Origin of the sequence: Streptomyces sp. NBC_00663 (assembly GCF_036226885.1) — a bacterium.
Classification (GTDB): domain Bacteria; phylum Actinomycetota; class Actinomycetes; order Streptomycetales; family Streptomycetaceae; genus Streptomyces.
Map to the genome: position 1 here is coordinate 6,843,277 of NZ_CP109027.1, position 18,066 is coordinate 6,861,342.

The window sequence follows — 18,066 nt, forward strand, 5'->3', positions numbered from 1 at the left end:
GCATGACCTCTCCTGCCGACCGCGCCGCGCCGGGCCCGACCGTTTCCGAGGCCGTGCACCGGCGTCGCTGGGCGATCCTCGGTGTGCTGATGCTCAGCCTGCTGATCGTGGTGCTCGACAACTCGATCCTGAACGTCGCGATCAAGACGATCTCGACCCCCGCTCCGACCGGCCTGGGCGCCACCCAGAGCGAGCTGGAGTGGGCGATCAACGCCTACACCCTCGTCTTCGCGGGCCTTCTGTTCAGCGCCGGGCTCCTCGGTGACCGGCTCGGCCGCAAGCGGGTCCTGCTCGGCGGGCTCGCCGTGTTCGGCATCGGCTCCGCGCTCGCCGCGACCGCCGGGTCGCCGACCGAGCTGATCACGTTCCGCGCCGTCATGGGTCTCGGCGCCGCGTTCGTGATGCCGGCCACGCTCGCCGTCCTCATGAACGTCTTCGAGCGCGAGGAGCAGCCCAAGGCCATCGGCATCTGGGCCGGCGGCGTCGGCCTCGCCATCGCCATAGGGCCGATCACCGGCGGAGTGCTCCTCGACCACTTCTGGTGGGGCTCGGTCTTCCTCATCAACGTGCCGATCGTGCTGCTCGCGCTGGCGCTGATGCTGTGGCTGGTGCCGGATTCCCGTGACCCCAACCCGGGCCGCATCGACCCGATCGGCGTCGTCCTGTCCGTCGTCGGACTGGTCCTCCTCGTCTACGGCATCATCAAGGGCGGCCAGCTCGCCGACTTCACGGACCCGGCGGTGCTGTCGACCATCGGCGCGGGTCTCGCCGTACTCGTCGCGTTCGTGGTGTTCGAGAAGCGCAGCGACCATCCGTCCATCGACGTCACCTACTTCAAGAACAAGGTGTTCTCGGCCGCGATCGCCGCCATCGCGCTGGTCTTCTTCGCGCTGATGGGCGTGACGTTCTTCTCCGTCTTCTACACCCAGAGCGTGCGCGGCTACTCGCCCCTTCAGACCGGTCTGCTGATGCTGCCGCTGGCCGCCGCGCAGATGATCTTCGCGCCGAGGGCCAGGCTGCTGGTCGACCGGTTCGGCAACAAGGCCACCACCACGACCGGCCTGCTGGTCATCGCCGCGATGCTGGCCGCGTTCGCCGGGTTCGAGGCGGACACGCCGATCTGGATCCTCGAGGTCGTCTTCTTCCTCATGGGCGCCGGCATGGCGCACATCATGACCCCGGTCAGTGTCGTCATCATGCAGGCCCTGCCGCGCGAGAAGGCCGGCTCCGCCTCCGCCCTCAGCAACACCTTCCGCCAGGTCGGCGGCGCGCTGGGCATCGCGGTCCTCGGCTCGGTCCTCTCCACCGCGTACCGCAACGGCATCGAGGACAAGCTCGGCCTGCTCCCGGCCGGCGCCCGGCACACCGCGGGCGAGTCCATCGAGGCCACGCTCGGCGTCGCCGAGAAGCTCGGCCCCAAGGGCAGCGCCCTGGTGGGCCCCGCCCACGACGCCTTCCTCCACGCCATGCACATCACCGCCCTGTGGGGTGCGGGCGTCGCCCTGATCGGCGCGGTCGTGGTCGCCGTCTTCCTGCCGGGCAGGCCGCCGGCCGACGACAAGGACGCGCAGGGGCGGGAGTTGGTCACCGCGGCGGAGTAGCCGAGGCACGCGCGCGTGCGTACGGGGAAAATCACCCCACACCACAGAAGGGACCCACCGACGTGACCACCCCCGCCGAAGCGGAAGGCACCGCGGACCGGACGGGACCCCCCCGACGGCCGGCACCACCGTCGGCCCCCTCCCACCACCAGCGCGCCCTGGCGGAGCCCCGTCGACTGTCGGACGACCTGGCGGATCCTCCTCGGCTGTCGGACGACCTGGGGACGACCTCTCGGCAGTCGGGTGACCTGGAGGCGACCTCCTCTCGGTTGCAGGGCGACCGGGCGGAGGCCTTCCGGCAGTCGGGCGACCTGAAGGCGGCCTCTCGGCGGTCGGGCAACCCGGAGGCGGCCTCCCGCCCGACGGGCGAGCCGAACGACGCCTTCGGTCAGGCGGGCGGTTCGGTCGATGCCCTGAGCCAGGCGGGCGAGCCGAACGACGCCCTCCGGGAGCCCGGGAAGTCGTCGGAAGCTCTCCGCGAGGCGGGCGGGTCGACCGCTGTTCCCCAGGGCGTCGCTGAGCCCACCGGCACCTCCGGGTCCTCCGGGTCCTCCGGGTCCTCCGGGTCCTCCGGGTCCTCCGGGTCCTCCGGGTCCTCCGGGTCCTCCGGGTCCTCCGGGTCCTCCGGGTCCTCCGGGTCCTCCGGGTCCTCCGGGTCCTCCGGGTCCTCCGGGTCCTCCGGGTCCTCCGGGTCCACCGGCACCTCCGGGTCCACCGGCACCTCCGGCTCCACCGGCACTTCTGGGCCTACCGGTACCTCCCGGCCCGTCGGCACTCCCCGGGCCGCCAGTGCCTCCCGGCCCGCCAGCACCCCCCGGCCCACCGGTGCAGCGGCCGGTGCGTCTGGCTCGGCCGGTGCCTCCGGGCTCACCGGTACGCCGGCCAGTGCCTCCGCCCCCGCCCGTACGCCGACCGGTACCCCCGGCCCCACCGGCGACCCCCGTCGGCCCGCGCCCGCCCCCACCCGTGGTAGGCCGCGCAGTGAAGCCGTGGAGCGGGCCATTGTCGAGGGGGTGATGAAGTTGCTGGACGACGGGGTGCCGCTTGCCGAGTTGTCCATCGAGCGGATCGCGCGTACCGCCGGTGTCGGCAAGGCCGCGATCTATCGGCGTTGGAGCGGCAAGGAGGAGCTCTTCGTCGATGTCGTACGGACGGCCGAACCGCCGGACCCGGTGCTGCCCGGCACCTCCATGCGTGACGACCTCGTCGTGCTGCTGGAGTCGTTGCGGCAGCGCGGACTGGTCCGCCGGACCTCGGCGATCCTGCACAACGTCCACGCCCAGATGAAGAGCAGCCCGAAGATCTGGTGCGCCTACCACGACGCCGCCATCGCCCCCCGGCGCCGCGTCGGCATCGACGTCCTGCGCCGCGGCCGGGACAACGGCGAACTCCGCGCCGACGTCGACCTGGAACTCGTCAACGACATGCTCGTCGGCCCCATGCTGGTCCGCACCTTCATGCGCCCTGACGCCGACCTCCCCGAGGGGCTGTCCGAGCAGATCGTCGACACGATCCTCGAGGGCCTACGTCCCGTCAGCTCACCGCCCGTCAGTTCGCCGACCCCGTAACCCTCGTGTGCGCGTTTCGTCACAGACCGCGCTTTCCCCGGCCGTGTTCGGAACTCCGGACGGCGACTTGTACGTCCTCGTGCGGGTACGGCCGTCATGAGACGGCGGGATCGGACCGGATCATCCCCTAGGGTCGTGAGACACAGGGGGACGGACGGATGCACGGCAGGCAGTGAGGCGACGCGGTATGGCGCAGCAGGCGTACATGGAGGAGACGGACAACGGCGGCTCGGGGCCCGAGCGCCGGGGATCCAGGCTCCGACGCCTGCGGGACGCGCTGCTCGGCGGCTGGCGGGGCGACCCGCGGATCTGGCGGCGCGGACTGGTCCTCGCCGCGCTGGCACTGCTCCTCGCCCTGGTCATGCTGATGCACTCGCGCATCCCCAACCGCATCGGCAACCTCGGCAGCCTCACCGAGACCTTCCTGCCCTGGCTGGGCCTCGCCGTCCCCGTCCTGCTGGTCCTCGCCGTCGTACGCAAGTCGGCGACCGCCCTGATCGCGATCCTGCTCCCGGCGGTGGTGTGGCTGAACCTCTTCGGCGGGCTGCTCACCGACAAGGCCGGCTCCGGCGGCGACCTCACGGTGGCCACCCACAACGTCAACGCCGACAACCCCGACCCGGCCGGCACCGCTCGCGACGTCGCCGCGTCCGGCGCGGACGTCCTCGCCCTGGAGGAACTGACCTCCGCTGCGGTCCCGACGTACGAGAAGGCGCTGGCGGGGACGTACAAGTACCACTCGGTGCAGGGCACCGTCGGGCTGTGGAGCAAGTATCCGCTGACCGGGGTGAAGCCCGTCGACATCAAGCTGGGCTGGACCCGGGCCATGCGGGCCACGGTGACCACGCCCGAGGGGCAGGTCGCCGTCTACGTCGCCCATCTGCCCTCGGTGCGGGTGAAGATGGAGGCCGGGTTCACGGCCAGGCAGCGCGACAAGAGCGCCGACGCGCTGGGCGAGGCCATCGCCGACGAGCCGCTGGAGCGGATCGTGCTGCTGGGCGACCTCAACGGCACGATGAACGACCGCGCCCTCAACGCCGTCACCTCCCAGCTGCGCTCCACGCAGGGCGCGGCGGGCAGCGGGTTCGGGTTCAGCTGGCCGGCCTCGTTCCCGATGGCGCGGATCGACCAGATCCTGGTCAAGGGTGTCGAGCCGCAGACCTCGTGGACCCTGCCGGAGACGGGCAGCGACCACCTCCCGGTGGCGGCCCGTGTGACGGTCGACACGTCGTCCTGACCGTATGGAATACTGGGCCCGAAAGGCTTTGTTCCGTAGCTGAACATAAGCGCCGCGGAACTTGACCTTGAAAGGCACAGGCACCTCCATGCCCCTCGCCCTGCTCGCCCTCGCCGTGGGCGCCTTCGGGATCGGCACCACCGAGTTCGTCATGATGGGCCTGCTGCCCGAGGTCGCGGACGACCTGCACATCTCCCTCCCCACCGCCGGCCACCTGGTCTCGGCGTACGCGCTCGGCGTCGTCATCGGCGCCCCGCTGCTCGCCGCGGTCACCGCGCGCATGTCCCGCCGTACGGTCCTCGTCGCGCTGATGGCCCTGTTCGTCATCGGCAACGCGGCCTCCGCCTTCGCGCCCGACCATGACTGGCTGCTGGTCGCCCGCTTCGCCAGCGGCCTGCCGCACGGCGCCTTCTTCGGTGTCGGGGCCGTCGTCGCCACGAACATGGTCGCGCCGGAGCGCAGGGCCCGGTCGGTGTCGCTGATGTTCCTCGGGCTGACCGTCGCCAACGTCGCGGGCGTGCCGGTCGCCACGCTCATGGGCCAGCACCTGGGCTGGCGGGCCACCTTCCTCGGCGTGAGCGCCATAGGCCTCGCCGCCATCGCGGCCCTGGCGGCGCTGATCCCGCACGACCGGGTGGCGCCGACGCACGGCGGACTGCGCGGCGAGCTCGCGGCCCTGAAGTCCCTCCCCGTCTGGCTGGCCCTCGGTACGACCGTCGCGGGCTTCGGCGCGCTCTTCGCCGCGTACAGCTACATCACGCCGATGCTGACCGACTCCGCCGGGTACGCCGACACCAGCGTCACGCTGCTGCTCGCGCTGTTCGGCGTGGGCGCCACGGCCGGCAACCTGGTGGGCGGACGGCTGGCCGACCACGCCATGCGGGCCACCCTGTTCGGCGGCCTGGTCTCGCTGGTCGTCGTCCTCGGCGCCTTCCCGCTGCTGATGAGCACGCCGGTGAGCGCCGCCGTGGGCGTCGTCCTGCTCGGCGTGGCCGCGTTCGTCACCGGCTCGCCGCTCCAGCTCATGGTCATGGAGAAGGCCTCGTCGGCCCCCTCGCTGGCCTCCTCCGCCAACCAGGCCGCCTTCAACCTGGCGAACGCCGGGGGAGCGTGGATCGGCGGCCTCGCGCTGGCCGCGGGGTTCGGGGTGACCTCCCCGGCCCTGGCGGGCGCGGCGCTCGCCGTGCTGGGCCTCGGCGTGGCGGGCACGGCGGCCGCGGTGGACCGACGCCGGGCAACGGCCCCGACGACCGTCCGGGAACGCGTCATCGCCTCCCACCTGCCCGACCCACTGGACGCGACCCTCACCCACTGAGCACCGAGCCCTACGGCGTGGTCGTCGCCCCGTCGCCCGTCCTCAGCTCCTCGAACCGCTCCAGGTCCCGCAGCCACGTCCGTGCCGAACTGTCCGACGGTGCACGCCAGTCGCCGCGGGGAGACAGGGAGCCGCCTGCCGAGACCTTCGGGCCGTTCGGCATGGCCGAGCGCTTGAACTGGGCGAAGCCGAAGTAGCGGCGGCAGAAGACCTCCAGCCACTTGGCGATCTCGGGCAGGTCGTAGGCGACCCGCTTGGCCTCGGGGAAACCGGGCGGCCACGCGCCGGCCTCCGCGTCCCGCCAGGCGTGCCAGGCGAGGAAGGCGATCTTCGACGGGCGGAAGCCGTAGCGCAGGACGTGGAAGAGCGTGAAGTCGTGCAGCGCGTACGGGCCGATCTTCGACTCCGTCGACTGCATCTCCTCACCCGGCACCAGCTCCGGGCTGATCTCCGTGTCGAGGATCGCGGCGAGGGTCCTGCCGGTCTCGTCGCCGAACTGGCCGCTGCTGATGACCCACCGGATGAGGTGCTGGATCAGCGTCTTCGGGACGCCGCCGTTGACGTTGTAGTGGCTCATCTGGTCGCCCACGCCGTACGTCGACCAGCCGAGCGCCAGCTCGGAGAGGTCACCGGTGCCGAGCACGATGCCGCCGCGCTGGTTGGCCAGCCGGAAGAGGTAGTCGGTGCGCAGGCCCGCCTGGACGTTCTCGAAGGTGACGTCGTACACCGGCTCGCCGGACGCGAACGGGTGCCCCATCTCCGCCAGCATCAGCCGCGCGGTCGGTGTGATGTCCAGCTCGGCCGCGGTGACGCCGAGGGAGTTCATCAGCTTGTGCGCGTTGTCCTTCGTGTGGTCGCTGGTGGCGAAGCCGGGCAGCGTCCAGGCCAGGATGTCGCTGCGCGGGCGCCCGGCGCGGTCCATCGCGCGGGCGGCGACGATCAGCGCGTGGGTGGAGTCCAGACCGCCGGAGACACCGATGACGACCTTCGAGCCGCCGATCGAGGCGAGCCGCTGCTGGAGGCCCTGGACCTGGATGTTGTACGCCTCGAAGCAGTCCTGGGCGAGCCGGGCGGCGTCGGCCGGCACGAACGGGAAGCGCTCCAGACGCCGCCGCAGCCCCAGGTCCGTCAGCGGCGGGTCCAGCTCGAAGCCGACCGTGCGGAAGTCGCCCGTCCGTGCCCGGTGCGTACGGCGGTTGTCGTCGAACGTGCCCATCCGCAGCCGCTCCTGCCGCAGCAGGTCGAGGTCGACGTCGGCGACGGCGTACTCGTCCGCGAGAGGGAACCGCTCAGTCTCGGCGAGCAGTACGCCGTTCTCGTAGACCATCGTCTGGCCGTCCCAGGACAGGTCGGTGGTCGACTCGCCCAGCCCGGCCGCCGCGTAGACGTACGCGGCGAGACAGCGCGACGACGCCGAGCGGCACAGCAGCTTGCGGTCCTCGGCCCGCCCGACCGTGATCGGGCTGCCGGACAGGTTGGCCAGCACGGTCGCCCCGGCGAGGGCCGCCTCCGCGCTCGGCGGCACCGGCACCCACATGTCCTCGCAGATCTCGGCGTGGAGGACGAGACCGGGCACGTCGGACGCCTCGAAGAGGAGATCCACGCCGAACGGGACCTCGGAACCGCCGACCCGGATCGAGCCGCCGCGTTCGTCCGCGCCGTCGCCGATCTGCCGGCGCTCGTAGAACTCGCGGTAGTTCGGCGGGTACGACTTCGGTACGACGCCGAGGACCCGGCCGCGGTGCACGATCACCGCGCAGTTGTAGACCCGGTTGCGATGCCGCAGCGGCGCGCCCACGACCAGCACCGGCAGCAGGCCCGCGGACCCGGCCACCACGGTCGCGAGCGCCGCCTCGACCTCGTCGAGCAGCGCGTCCTGGAGCAGCAGGTCCTCGATGGAGTACCCGCACAGCACCATCTCGGGGAAGACCGCGACCGCGACCCCCTCGTCCGAGCACCGGCGCGCGTGACGCAGGACCGCTTCGGCGTTTGCGGGCGGATCGGCGATGACGGTGTGGCCCGTGCAGGCGGCCACCCGCGCGAAGCCGTGCTGATAGATCGACCGGAAGTTCAACGGAGTCGGAGGCACGGCGCCCAGTGTAATCCGTGTAATCGTCAGAGCGACGCGATGGGGAGCGGGACGTGATCGTCCCGCTCCCCATCGGCTGCCCCGCGGTCGCCGCTAGCGGCGCTTGTACGACTCCACGTAGCCGTTCGTGGGCGTGCCCACGCCGGTGACAGGGTCGTACCCCTTCACCGCGACCAGCGAGCTGTCCTTGCCCAGCGACCGCACCGACGTCGCCAGACCGTCCGTCGCGTCGTACCCGTTCACGAAGTCGACGCGGGCCACCGCGAGCCCCGACTTCGTCGGGTTGTCGGTGACGTCGTGGTAGACCTTCGACCCGTACTTGGCGTAGATCGACGGGTTGGCGAAGCCGATCGCCTTGCCGCCGCGGGCCTCCTGCGCGAGCGCCTGCACGGCCGCGATGACCGGGGAGGCCAGCGACGTGCCGCCGATGCGGTACTCGCTGTACTTCTCCGAGCCGTCCGGGAAGGTCTGCGTCTGCCCGACCTTGAAACCGGTGTTGGGGTCGGCGATCGCGGAGATGTCCGGGACCACCCGGTTACCGGCCGCGTTGTTGGCCTTCGCCAGCGCGTCCGGGACGACACCCTTCTGGTAGAAGGGCTCGGCGACCGTCTTGCTGGTGCCGCCGCCCGCACCGGAGGTGAACGCGCCGGGGAAGTTCGTCCAGCTCTTGCCGTCCGTGGACAGCGTGGCCTTCTCGGTGCCCCAGCCGGTCTCCCACAGGTACTTGTCGCCCTTGCCGACGGCCAGCGAGGTACCGCCGACCGCCGTCACCCACGCCGAGTTGGCCGGGGTGTCGACCTGCTTCGTACCGGTGTTGGCGACCTCGTCGCCGTTGTCGCCGGAGGAGAAGTAGAAGCCGATGCCCTCGACCGCGCCGAACTGGAAGACCTGGTCGTAGGCGGCCGCGAGATCCGGCGTCTGGTTGGCCTCGATGTCGCCCCAGGAGTTGGAGACGATGTCGGCGAGGTGGTTGTCGACGATCTTGCTGAGCGAGTCCAGCAGATCGTCGTCGTAGCAGGACGCGGCACCCACGTACGTGATCTGCGCGTCCGGCGCGACCGCGTGCACGGCCTCGACGTCGAGGGTCTCCTCGCCGTACCAGCCGGAGGCGTCGCACTCGTCGGCGCCGGTGTGGGTGTAGTTCTTGGGCAGGACCTGCTTCAACTGGCCCGTGGTGTAGGCCGCGTCGCCGTGCTTCTTCGCGTAGGTGGCCGCGTCGTAGGCGATGGTCGGGGAGGCGAACGCGTCCGTGATGGCGACGCGCACCCCCTTGCCTGTGTACTTGCCCGCCCCGTAGGCGGCACGCAGCTGCTTGCCGGTGTACCCCTGCACGGCGTACGGGATCTTCGTGCCGTACGCGTCGGGCAGCGTGCTCGCGATGTTGGAGCCGTAGTACGACGAGAACGGGCCGGAGTTCTTGAACACGGCTCCGGGGCCCGGCAGTTGCTCGTCGTGGTCCGCCTTGTGCGGGGCGTTGTCCAGGCCGGTGACGGTCAGGACGGCACCGTTCAGGCTCTCCGGCGCGGACGCGGTCTTCGACGGCGCGCGGTAAGTCTTCGAGCCCTTGGCGTAGTTGTGCAGCTGGGTGCCGAACGCCTTCTCGGCGGCGGCCACGTCACCGGTGACGGAGACGTAGTGCTGCGAAACCCCGGTGACCTTCAGGCCGGCCGAGGTCAGCCAGGACCTCACGGCGGCGACCTGAGCCTTCGTCGCGCCGAAGCGGGACTGCGCCTGGCCGGCGCTCAGGTACTTGCCGTACGACGCCGAGGACGGGTCGGACACGGACTTCGCGTACGCGGCGAGGCCGGCCGCGTCCCGGCCCGCCAGATAGACCCGGGCCGAGACCCGCGAACTGTCGGCGGTGGCACCCTTGTCGGCCTTGGTCGTGGCCCACGCGGGCTTGGTTCCGGTCAGCGTGTCACGGGCCGGGGAGTCCGAGGCGTGCGCCGCGGGTATACCGAGCGCGAGCGCGCCGGCGATCATGGGCAGTGTCGCTGCCATGCTCACTCCGGCGCGCGTTCTGGCGCGATTGGATCTCATGGAACCCCCTGTATGCGGTTCGTCGCGAGTGGATCACTCGCCGGGGGCCACTCTTTCGACGAACCGTTCATGCCAGGGGAATACGAATCCCAAGAAGAGCCCAATTAACCTAATGACAAGGCCATTTGAGGGTTAACGCGCTATGAGGACCGAGGGGAAACCCTCTATGGACGGCCGCGGATCCCTAGGAACGCGGTTTCGCGCCACGCTCCTTGAGCATGTCCGTCATCAGATCGATCTCGGACTCCTGCGCGTTGACCATGCCCTGCGCGATGTCCTTCTCCACCTTCACCGTGCAGCGCGCGACACAGCCCTCGGCCATGTGGATGCCGCCCTTGTGGTGCTCGGTCATCAGCTGGAGATAGAGGATCTCGGCCTGCTTGCCGCTGAGCTTCCCCAGTTCTTTCAGCTCGGTGTTGGTCGCCATGCCCGGCATCAGCGCGCCGTCCTTGCCGTCGGCCATGCCGCCCATGTCCATCCAGGTCATCGGCGGGTCGGAGGACACCTTCGGCAGCTCCCACAGATCCAGCCAGCCCAGCAGCATGCCGCGCTGGTTGGCCTGGGTCTGCGCGATGTCGAACGCGAGCCGGCGCACGTCCTCGTTCTTGGTGCGGTCGCGCACGATGAACGACATCTCCACCGCCTGCTGGTGGTGCACCGCCATGTCCCGCGCGAAGCCCGCGTCCGCGGAGTCGGCGGTGGGCGTGGCCGTGGAGTCGTCGCCGTCGGCGACCGCGTAGGTGACCGCGCCGGCCGCGACGAGCACCGCCGCCGCGGTCCCCGCGATCCAGCCGACCTGCCTCACTGCGCCTTACCGCCCGTGCACACCGCGCCCTTCTCGGGCGTCTGCTCGCCCTGGACGTACTTCTCGAAGAACTTCGCGACGTTCGGGTCGCTCGCGCTCGTCACCGTGCGCTGGTGGCCCCACGCCGTCAGCATGATCGGGTCCGCCTGGTCCTCGTACGGGCTCATCAGCGTGTACGGCGTCGCCTTCACCTTCGCCGCGAGCGCCTCCACGTCGGCCTTCTTGGCCTTGCTGGTGTACGTCACCCAGACCGCGCCGTGCTCCAGCGAGTGCACGGCGTTCATGTTGTCGAGCGCCTTGGTGTATACATCGCCGTTGCAGTTCTGCCAGACCGCGTTGTGGTCACCGCCGGCCGGGGGCGTCATCGGGTACTTCACCGTCTTGGTGACATGGGTCTGGCTCAGCTTCGCCGACCACGTCTTCACGCCGTCCTTGCCCATGGTCCAGTGCCCCGGGGTCTTCGAGTCGGACGCGGTGCTGTCGTCGTCCTGCGACTGCACGAGCACGACGGCGCCGACGACGAGAGCGGCCACGACCGCCACGCTCGCCCCGATCGTGAGCAGCCGGTTGCGGCGCTCGCGAGCCTGCTCGGCCCGCCGCATCTCGGCTATGCGCGCCTGCCGTGCGGCGGATTCCTTCTTCTTGGCGGAGCCCATGGGGTTGTGTCCTTCTGGGGAAAGGGGGCCGATCGGGTCCGCTGATCGTAATAGGGAGGACCGGGTCTCTCGTAGGGCGGGCACAGGAATGGCCGAAGATCGGGTTCCGCTCGCGCCCCGGGCCCCACAGGTTGCGGCACGCCCGGCATTACTTCCGCGCGTCCGAGCAGGCAAGATGGGCGCAGAACAGTACACCTGTCGGACGTGAGGCGTTCAACCGGGCGTCGGCCTGCCGATCATGGTCCGCAACACGGATGAAATGGTGTTGTGGTGGGATGCTCAGGTGCCCGACCGTCTCTCGCGGGACCGAGGCAGGCGGCCTGACCAGCAAGGATGGGGAAGCGGAAGATGGACAAGCAGCAGGAGTTCGTGCTCCGGACGTTGGAGGAGCGCGACATCCGGTTCGTACGCCTGTGGTTCACGGACGTGCTGGGCTTCCTCAAGTCCGTCGCCGTGGCCCCGGCCGAACTGGAACAGGCCTTCGACGAGGGCATCGGCTTCGACGGCTCGGCGATCGAGGGCTTCGCCCGGGTCTACGAGTCCGACATGATCGCCAAGCCGGACCCCTCGACGTTCCAGATCCTCCCCTGGCGCGCGGAGGCCCCCGGTACGGCCCGGATGTTCTGCGACATCCTGATGCCGGACGGCTCCCCGTCCTTCGCGGACCCGCGCTATGTGCTCAAGCGCGCCCTGGCCCGCACCTCCGACCTGGGTTTCACCTTCTACACCCACCCGGAGATCGAGTTCTTCCTCCTGAAGGACAAGCCGCTGGACGGCACGCGCCCGACCCCGGCCGACAACTCCGGCTACTTCGACCACACCCCGCAGAACATCGGCATGGACTTCCGCCGCCAGGCGATCACCATGCTGGAGTCGATGGGCATCTCGGTCGAGTTCTCCCACCACGAGGGCGCCCCCGGCCAGCAGGAGATCGACCTCCGCTATGCCGACGCGCTCTCCACGGCGGACAACATCATGACGTTCCGCCTGGTCATGAAGCAGGTGGCGCTGGAGCAGGGCGTCCAGGCGACGTTCATGCCGAAGCCGTTCTCGGAGCACCCGGGCTCGGGCATGCACACCCACCTCTCCCTCTTCGAGGGCGACCGGAACGCGTTCTACGAGTCGGGCTCGGAGTACCAGCTCTCCAAGGTCGGCCGCTCCTTCATCGCGGGCCTGCTCAAGCACTCCGCGGAGATCTCGGCGGTCACCAACCAGTGGGTCAACTCCTACAAGCGCATCTGGGGCGGCTCGGAGCGCACGGCGGGCGCCGGCGGCGAGGCCCCCTCGTACATCTGCTGGGGCCACAACAACCGCAGCGCCCTGGTCCGCGTCCCGATGTACAAGCCCGGCAAGACCGGCTCCGCCCGTATCGAGGTCCGCTCGATCGACTCCGGCGCCAACCCCTACCTGGCCTACGCCGTCCTCCTGGCGGCCGGCCTCAAGGGCATCGAGGAGGGCTACGAGCTCCCGCCCGGCGCCGAGGACGACGTCTGGGCCCTCTCCGACGCCGAGCGCCGCGCGATGGGCATCGAACCCCTCCCGCAGAACCTCGGCGAGGCCCTGACCCTGATGGAACGCAGCGACCTGGTCGCCGAGACCCTGGGCGAGCACGTCTTCGACTTCTTCCTGCGCAACAAGCGCCAGGAGTGGGAGGAGTACCGCTCCGAGGTCACCGCCTTCGAGCTGCGGAAGAACCTGCCGGTGCTGTAGCAAGCGGACGCCGAACAGGGGCCGGTGGCCGTGTGCCACCGGCCCCTCGGCGTTCTCACGTCACTGGCCCCGCTGCCCGGCGAGGTCGGCCAGCACCTTGTGCAGGGGCTCGGCCTCCCGGCGCCGGTACTCCTGGATGGCCCAGCCGTTGCCGTCCGGGTCCTTGAAGTACATGAACGTGGCGCCGTCCTGGGGGCCGAAGGACTGCGGCTCGGTGACGTCCAGGCCGCGGGCGGTCAGCTCCTCGTACGCCGCCTTCGCGTCCGTCACACACAGCTGCATGCCGTGGTACGTGCCCGGCTGCGGGGTGCCCGTGGGGATCTGGAGGCCGTCGACGAGCGCGATCGAACAGCCCGAGCCCGGCGGGGTCAGCTGGACGATCCGGACGCCCGGCATCACCTCGCCGTCGAGATCCACGTGGAAACCGACCTTGTCCCGGTAGAACTCCTTGGCCCGGTCCACGTCGGAGACCGGCATCAGGATCACCTCGAGGCTCATGTCCATGGCGTGACTCCCTTGTCTACGTCATCAGAACCGCCACCGCGTCTGGCTGAACGGCTCCCCCTTACCGAAGCCGAAAACCGTGCGCGGCGCTACTGAGAAGACCAGAGCGCTTCCCCCGCCGTGGTGGAAACACCCCTCCCGGACCTCGAAGTGCCAGAACTCGCCGTACTTCGCCTCCCACCCGGCCGCCAGCGCACGCAGCCGGCCGTCGTCGGTGACCCGTACCGCCTCGCCCTCCACGACCAGGTCGTACCCCTTGTTCCAGGTGTTCGTCCCGGTCGTCAGCACGACCTGCGGGTTCGCCGCGAGGTTCAGGGCCTTGCGCTCCTCGGGACCCGTGCAGAAATGCAGGGCGTCCCGCGACCAGACCGCCGGCAGCGGGGTCACATGCGGGCGCCCGTCCGGCCGTACCGTCGAGATCCAGAACAGTTCGGCCGACTCCAGCAGCGCGGAGGCCTGTGACCAGGGGGTCGCCGTGGCGGTCGGCTCGCTGTAGCGCTCGTCCAGCCGGGTCTGTGGTTCGTCGTGAGTCATACAGGGCAGACCCCGTCCCGGCCGGGAACTCATCGGCGCTTCCCGCAGGCTCTGCGGTTAGGCTCGATCGCGGTAGATCAGATATCCGACGGGAGGGCCGGGGATGACGGCGCCGGGGCGCAGGAGCAGTACCTTTTCGCGGCTGCTGCGGCACGGGTTCACCGATCCCTCCGCCGCCGAGCGGCTCCTCGACGGGCCGGAGCTGAGCGGCGTACGCAATGACCCGGTGCTCCTGGAGGCCCTCGGGGCCACCGCCGATCCCGATCTCGCGCTGCACGGTCTGGTCCGGCTCCTGGAGGCGCAGACGGACCGGGAACTGCTCGACACGGTCATAGCCGCCAAGCCGCTGCGCGACCGGCTGCTGGGGGTGCTCGGCGCCTCCGCCGCGCTCGGTGAGCACCTCGCCCGGCACGCCGGCGACTGGCGCGCGCTCGCCATGTACGAGCCGCGCGACCTGCACCCCGGCGTCGAGGAGTTCGAACGCGGGCTCGCCGAGGCCACCGACCCCGTCTCCCTGCGCGTCGCCTACCGCCGCTGCCTGCTCTCCATCGCCGCCCGTGACGTGTGCGGCACCACCGACGTCGCCGAGACCGCCGCCGAGCTCGCCGACCTCGCCACCGCGACCCTGCGCGCCGCCCTCGCCATCGCCCGCGCCGCCGCCCCGGAGGACGCCGCGCTGTGCCGGCTCGCGGTCGTCGCGATGGGCAAGTGCGGTGGCCACGAACTCAATTACGTCTCCGACGTGGATGTGATCTTCGTGGGGGAGGCGGTCGACGGGGCCGACGAGGCCAAGGCCCTGCGCGCCGCCACCCAGCTCGCCTCGCACCTGATGCGGGTCTGCTCCGAGACCACCGTCGAGGGCTCCATCTGGCCCGTCGACGCCAACCTGCGGCCCGAGGGCCGCAACGGCCCGCTCGTGCGAACGCTCGCCTCCCACCTCGCCTACTACCAACGCTGGGCCAAGACCTGGGAGTTCCAGGCGCTACTGAAAGCCCGGCCGGTCGCGGGGGACATCGAGCTGGGCGAGGAGTACATCGCCGCCCTCGAACCCCTCGTCTGGAAGGCCGCCGAGCGCGAGAACTTCGTCGCCGACGTGCAGAAGATGCGCCGCCGGGTCGTCGAGAACATCCCCGTCGCCGAGGTCGAGCGGGAGCTGAAGCTCGGGCCCGGCGGGCTCCGCGACGTCGAATTCGCCGTGCAGCTGCTCCAGTTGGTGCACGGCCGCGCCGACGCCTCGCTGCGCAGCGGCACCACCCTCGACGCCCTCCAGGCCCTCGCCGCCGGCGGCTACGTCGGCCGCGACGACACCGTCCAGCTCGACGACGCCTACCGCTTCCTGCGCTCCATGGAGCACCGCATCCAGCTGTTCCGGCTGCGCCGCACCCATCTCGTCCCCGAGGACGAGGCCGACCTGCGCCGCATCGGCCGCTCCCTCGGCCTGCGCACCGACCCGGTCGCCGAGCTCAACCGCGAATGGAAGCGGCACACCAGCGTCGTACGGCGCCTGCACGAGAAGCTCTTCTACCGGCCACTGCTGGACGCGGTGGCCCAACTCGCCCCCGGCGAGGCGCGGTTGAGCCCCGAAGCCGCCCGCGAGCGGCTCGTCGCCCTCGGCTACGCCGACCCGGCGTCCGCCCTGCGTCACCTGGAGGCCCTCGCCTCCGGCGTCACCCGCAAGGCCGCGATCCAGCGAACTCTCCTGCCCGTCCTGCTGGGTTGGTTCGCCGACTCCGCCGACCCGGACGCCGGTCTGCTCAACTTCCGCAAGGTCTCGGACGCGTTGGGCAAGACCCCCTGGTATCTGCGGCTGCTCCGCGACGAGGGCGCCGCCGCCGAGAACCTCGCCCGGGTCCTGTCCGCCGGCCGCCTCGCCCCCGACCTGCTCATGCGTGCCCCCGAGGCGGTCGCGCTCCTCGGCGACGAGGAAGGGCTCGCGCCCCGCGACCGGGCCTCCCTGGAACCGGAGGTCCTCGCCGCGGTCAGCCGCGCGGACACCGCCGAGAAGGCGGTCACCGCGGCCCGTGGCGTGCGCCGCCGCGAGCTGTTCCGCACGGCCGCCGCCGACATCATCGGCTCCTACGGCACCGAGACCCAGCCCGTCGAGGCCGACCAGGGCGCCCTCGTCGACCGGGTCGGCGGCGCCGTCTCCGACCTCAACGCGGCCACCCTCGCGGGCACGCTGCGCGCGGTCGTCCGCGACACCTGGGGCGACACCCTGCCGACCCGGTTCGCCGTCATCGGCATGGGCCGCTTCGGCGGCCACGAACTGGGCTACGGCTCCGACGCCGACGTCCTGTTCGTCCACGAGCCGCGTAACGGTGTCCCCGAGCAGTCCGCCTCCGAGGCCGCCAACAAGGTCGTCTCCGAGATGCGCCGGCTCCTCCAGATCCCGAGTGCCGACCCGCCGCTGCTCATCGACGCGGACCTGCGCCCGGAGGGCAAGTCCGGGCCGCTGGTACGGACGTTGAAGTCGTACGAGGCGTATTACCGCCGCTGGTCCCTGGTCTGGGAGTCGCAGGCGCTGCTGCGGGCCGAAGTCGTCGCCGGTGACGAGGATCTGGGGCAGCGCTTCATCGAGCTGATCGATCCGCTGCGGTACCCGGCGGAGGGGCTCGGGGAGGACGCCGTACGGGAGATCCGGCGGCTGAAGGCGCGGATGGAGTCGGAGCGGATGCCTCGCGGCGCGGACCCGAAGCTGCACACGAAGCTCGGGCCGGGGGGTCTGTCCGACGTCGAGTGGACTGTGCAGTTGCTTCAGTTGCAGCATGGGTGGGCTGAACCGGGGTTGCGTACTACGCGGACGCGGGAGGCTCTTGCGGCGGCTTGCTCTGCCGGGCTCATCTCGGGTGAGGATGCCGAGATCCTGGATGAGGCTTGGGTGTTGGCCACTCGGGTGCGTAACGCCGTGATGCTGGTGCGGGGGCGGGCGGGGGACACGTTCCCGACCGAGGCGCGTGAACTGGCTGCCGTGGGGCGGTATTTGGGGTACGGGCCCGGGCATGCGGGCGACATGCTGGATGCGTATCGGCGTACGGCGCGGCGGGCGCGGAGTGTGGTGGAGACGTTGTTCTACGGGGCTTAGACCTTCGCCGGCTGCGGCTCCGTCGTGGTTGCTCGCGCAGTTCCCCGCGCCCCTTTGGGGCGCGTCATGGCGACGCCGACCAAAACCACTGCCATGCCTGTCAGCACCCTCAGCCCTACCTGCTCATCGAGCAGCAGTGCGCCCAGCGCGACCGACACCACCGGCAGCAAATAGCCCACCGTCGCCGCTGTCGTCGGGCCCTCGTCCGCTATCAGGCGGTAGTTGAGGTAGAACGTGACCCCCGTGCCCAGGACGCCCAGTGCCGTGACCGCGCCCAGCCCCACCAGGTCCGTGTCCACCGGACCCGCCAGCGGGACCGACAGCGTCGTCCACCCCGTCGCCATCAGCAGCTGTGCCGCCGACATCGCCATCGGCGCCCGCTTGTCGGTCAGCTTGCGGGCCATGTACGCGAACGCCACCGCGTAGCTCGCCGCCGCCCCCAGCAGGGCCAGGGCGCTCCAGCTCAGCAGGCCCGAGTGGTGCCAGGGCGCGAAGATCAGGACCGTACCGGCGAAGCCGAGGAGCAGGCCGGTCAGGCGTAGGGGGTGCAGGGCGCGGTCGGTGCCGAGGAGGACGCCGATCAGCAGGGACCACAGGGGGGTCGTGGCGTTCAGGACTCCCGCGACGCCCGAGTCCAGGCTCTGCTCACCCACCGCGAACAGCGCGAACGGGATCGCGTTGCAGAACAGCGCGGCCACCGTCAGATGGCCCCAGGTGGCACGGGAGCGGGGCAGGCGCTGGCCTGCCGTACGGGCCAGCGCGAACAGTACGGCCGTGCCGAGGGCGCAGCGGGTGATGGTGATCTGCGCGGGGGAGAGGCCGTGGTTGAGGGCGAGCTTGATCCAGAGGAACCCCGAGCCCCACAGGAGGGCGAGGGCGGCCATGCGGAGCGTGGAGGCGGGAGACATGCCTCTACGGTCGGGGA

14 protein-coding genes are annotated in these 18,066 nt (G+C 70.8%); 6 read left to right on the forward strand and 8 right to left on the reverse strand.

Annotation, left to right across the window (positions count from 1 at the left end; translation table 11 throughout):
- The first annotated feature begins 2 nt into the window (after positions 1–2).
- Entirely contained in the window at positions 3–1,601 is a 1,599-nt protein-coding gene (locus OG866_RS31270; RefSeq protein ID WP_329339867.1) for an MFS transporter, read from the forward strand.
- Positions 1,602–1,989: 388 nt separating this feature from the next.
- On the opposite strand, the gene OG866_RS31275 is transcribed toward OG866_RS31270, so the two are convergent.
- Positions 1,990–2,604 (reverse strand): hypothetical protein, encoded by a 615-nt coding sequence (locus OG866_RS31275; RefSeq protein WP_329339868.1) that lies wholly within the window; start codon positions 2,602–2,604, stop codon positions 1,990–1,992.
- Between OG866_RS31275 and OG866_RS31280 the strand changes: the two genes are divergently transcribed.
- From OG866_RS31280 to OG866_RS31290, 3 genes are all read left to right on the forward strand, one after another.
- Positions 2,591–3,169, forward strand: coding sequence for a TetR/AcrR family transcriptional regulator (locus OG866_RS31280; RefSeq protein WP_443063591.1), 579 nt, complete (start codon positions 2,591–2,593; stop codon positions 3,167–3,169). The genes OG866_RS31275 and OG866_RS31280 overlap by 14 nt on opposite strands.
- Positions 3,170–3,356: 187 nt before the next feature.
- On the forward strand, positions 3,357–4,406 hold the full coding sequence (locus OG866_RS31285) for an endonuclease/exonuclease/phosphatase family protein (RefSeq protein WP_329339869.1): 1,050 nt from the start codon (positions 3,357–3,359) through the stop codon (positions 4,404–4,406).
- 88 nt (positions 4,407–4,494) lie between these two features.
- Positions 4,495–5,721 carry an MFS transporter gene (locus OG866_RS31290; protein ID WP_329339871.1) on the forward strand — a complete coding sequence of 409 codons (1,227 nt, stop codon included), beginning with the start codon at positions 4,495–4,497 and terminating at the stop codon, positions 5,719–5,721.
- Between the two features lie 10 nt (positions 5,722–5,731).
- Here OG866_RS31290 and OG866_RS31295 read toward each other — a convergent pair whose 3' ends face one another.
- From OG866_RS31295 to OG866_RS31310, 4 genes are all read right to left on the reverse strand, one after another.
- On the reverse strand, positions 5,732–7,795 hold the full coding sequence (locus OG866_RS31295) for an NAD(+) synthase (RefSeq protein ID WP_329344393.1): 2,064 nt from the start codon (positions 7,793–7,795) through the stop codon (positions 5,732–5,734).
- Between the two features lie 108 nt (positions 7,796–7,903).
- Entirely contained in the window at positions 7,904–9,811 is a 1,908-nt protein-coding gene (locus OG866_RS31300; protein WP_329339872.1) for a S53 family peptidase, read from the reverse strand.
- 223 nt (positions 9,812–10,034) lie between these two features.
- Positions 10,035–10,655 (reverse strand): DUF305 domain-containing protein, encoded by a 621-nt coding sequence (locus tag OG866_RS31305; RefSeq protein ID WP_329339873.1) that lies wholly within the window; start codon positions 10,653–10,655, stop codon positions 10,035–10,037.
- A complete protein-coding gene (locus OG866_RS31310; protein WP_329339875.1) occupies positions 10,652–11,311 on the reverse strand; it encodes a DUF3105 domain-containing protein in 660 nt (219 codons plus the stop codon). Before OG866_RS31310 ends, OG866_RS31305 begins: the two co-directional genes overlap by 4 nt.
- A 348-nt stretch (positions 11,312–11,659) precedes the next feature.
- Here OG866_RS31310 and OG866_RS31315 point away from each other — a divergent pair, with 348 nt between their 5' ends.
- Entirely contained in the window at positions 11,660–13,021 is a 1,362-nt protein-coding gene (locus tag OG866_RS31315; RefSeq protein ID WP_266830106.1) for a glutamine synthetase family protein, read from the forward strand.
- A 60-nt stretch (positions 13,022–13,081) separates the two neighbouring features.
- On the opposite strand, the gene OG866_RS31320 is transcribed toward OG866_RS31315, so the two are convergent.
- Together OG866_RS31320 and OG866_RS31325 are read right to left on the reverse strand one after the other, a co-directional pair.
- Positions 13,082–13,525, reverse strand: coding sequence for a VOC family protein (locus OG866_RS31320; RefSeq protein WP_329339879.1), 444 nt, complete (start codon positions 13,523–13,525; stop codon positions 13,082–13,084).
- 24 nt (positions 13,526–13,549) lie between these two features.
- Positions 13,550–14,059, reverse strand: coding sequence for a pyridoxamine 5'-phosphate oxidase family protein (locus OG866_RS31325; protein ID WP_329339881.1), 510 nt, complete (start codon positions 14,057–14,059; stop codon positions 13,550–13,552).
- 103 nt (positions 14,060–14,162) lie between these two features.
- Between OG866_RS31325 and OG866_RS31330 the strand changes: the two genes are divergently transcribed.
- On the forward strand, positions 14,163–17,141 hold the full coding sequence (locus OG866_RS31330; RefSeq protein ID WP_329339883.1) for a bifunctional [glutamine synthetase] adenylyltransferase/[glutamine synthetase]-adenylyl-L-tyrosine phosphorylase: 2,979 nt from the start codon (positions 14,163–14,165) through the stop codon (positions 17,139–17,141).
- Here OG866_RS31330 and OG866_RS31335 read toward each other — a convergent pair.
- Positions 17,138–18,049 carry a DMT family transporter gene (locus OG866_RS31335; protein ID WP_329339884.1) on the reverse strand — a complete coding sequence of 304 codons (912 nt, stop codon included), beginning with the start codon at positions 18,047–18,049 and terminating at the stop codon, positions 17,138–17,140. The genes OG866_RS31330 and OG866_RS31335 overlap by 4 nt on opposite strands.
- Positions 18,050–18,066 lie beyond the last annotated feature (17 nt).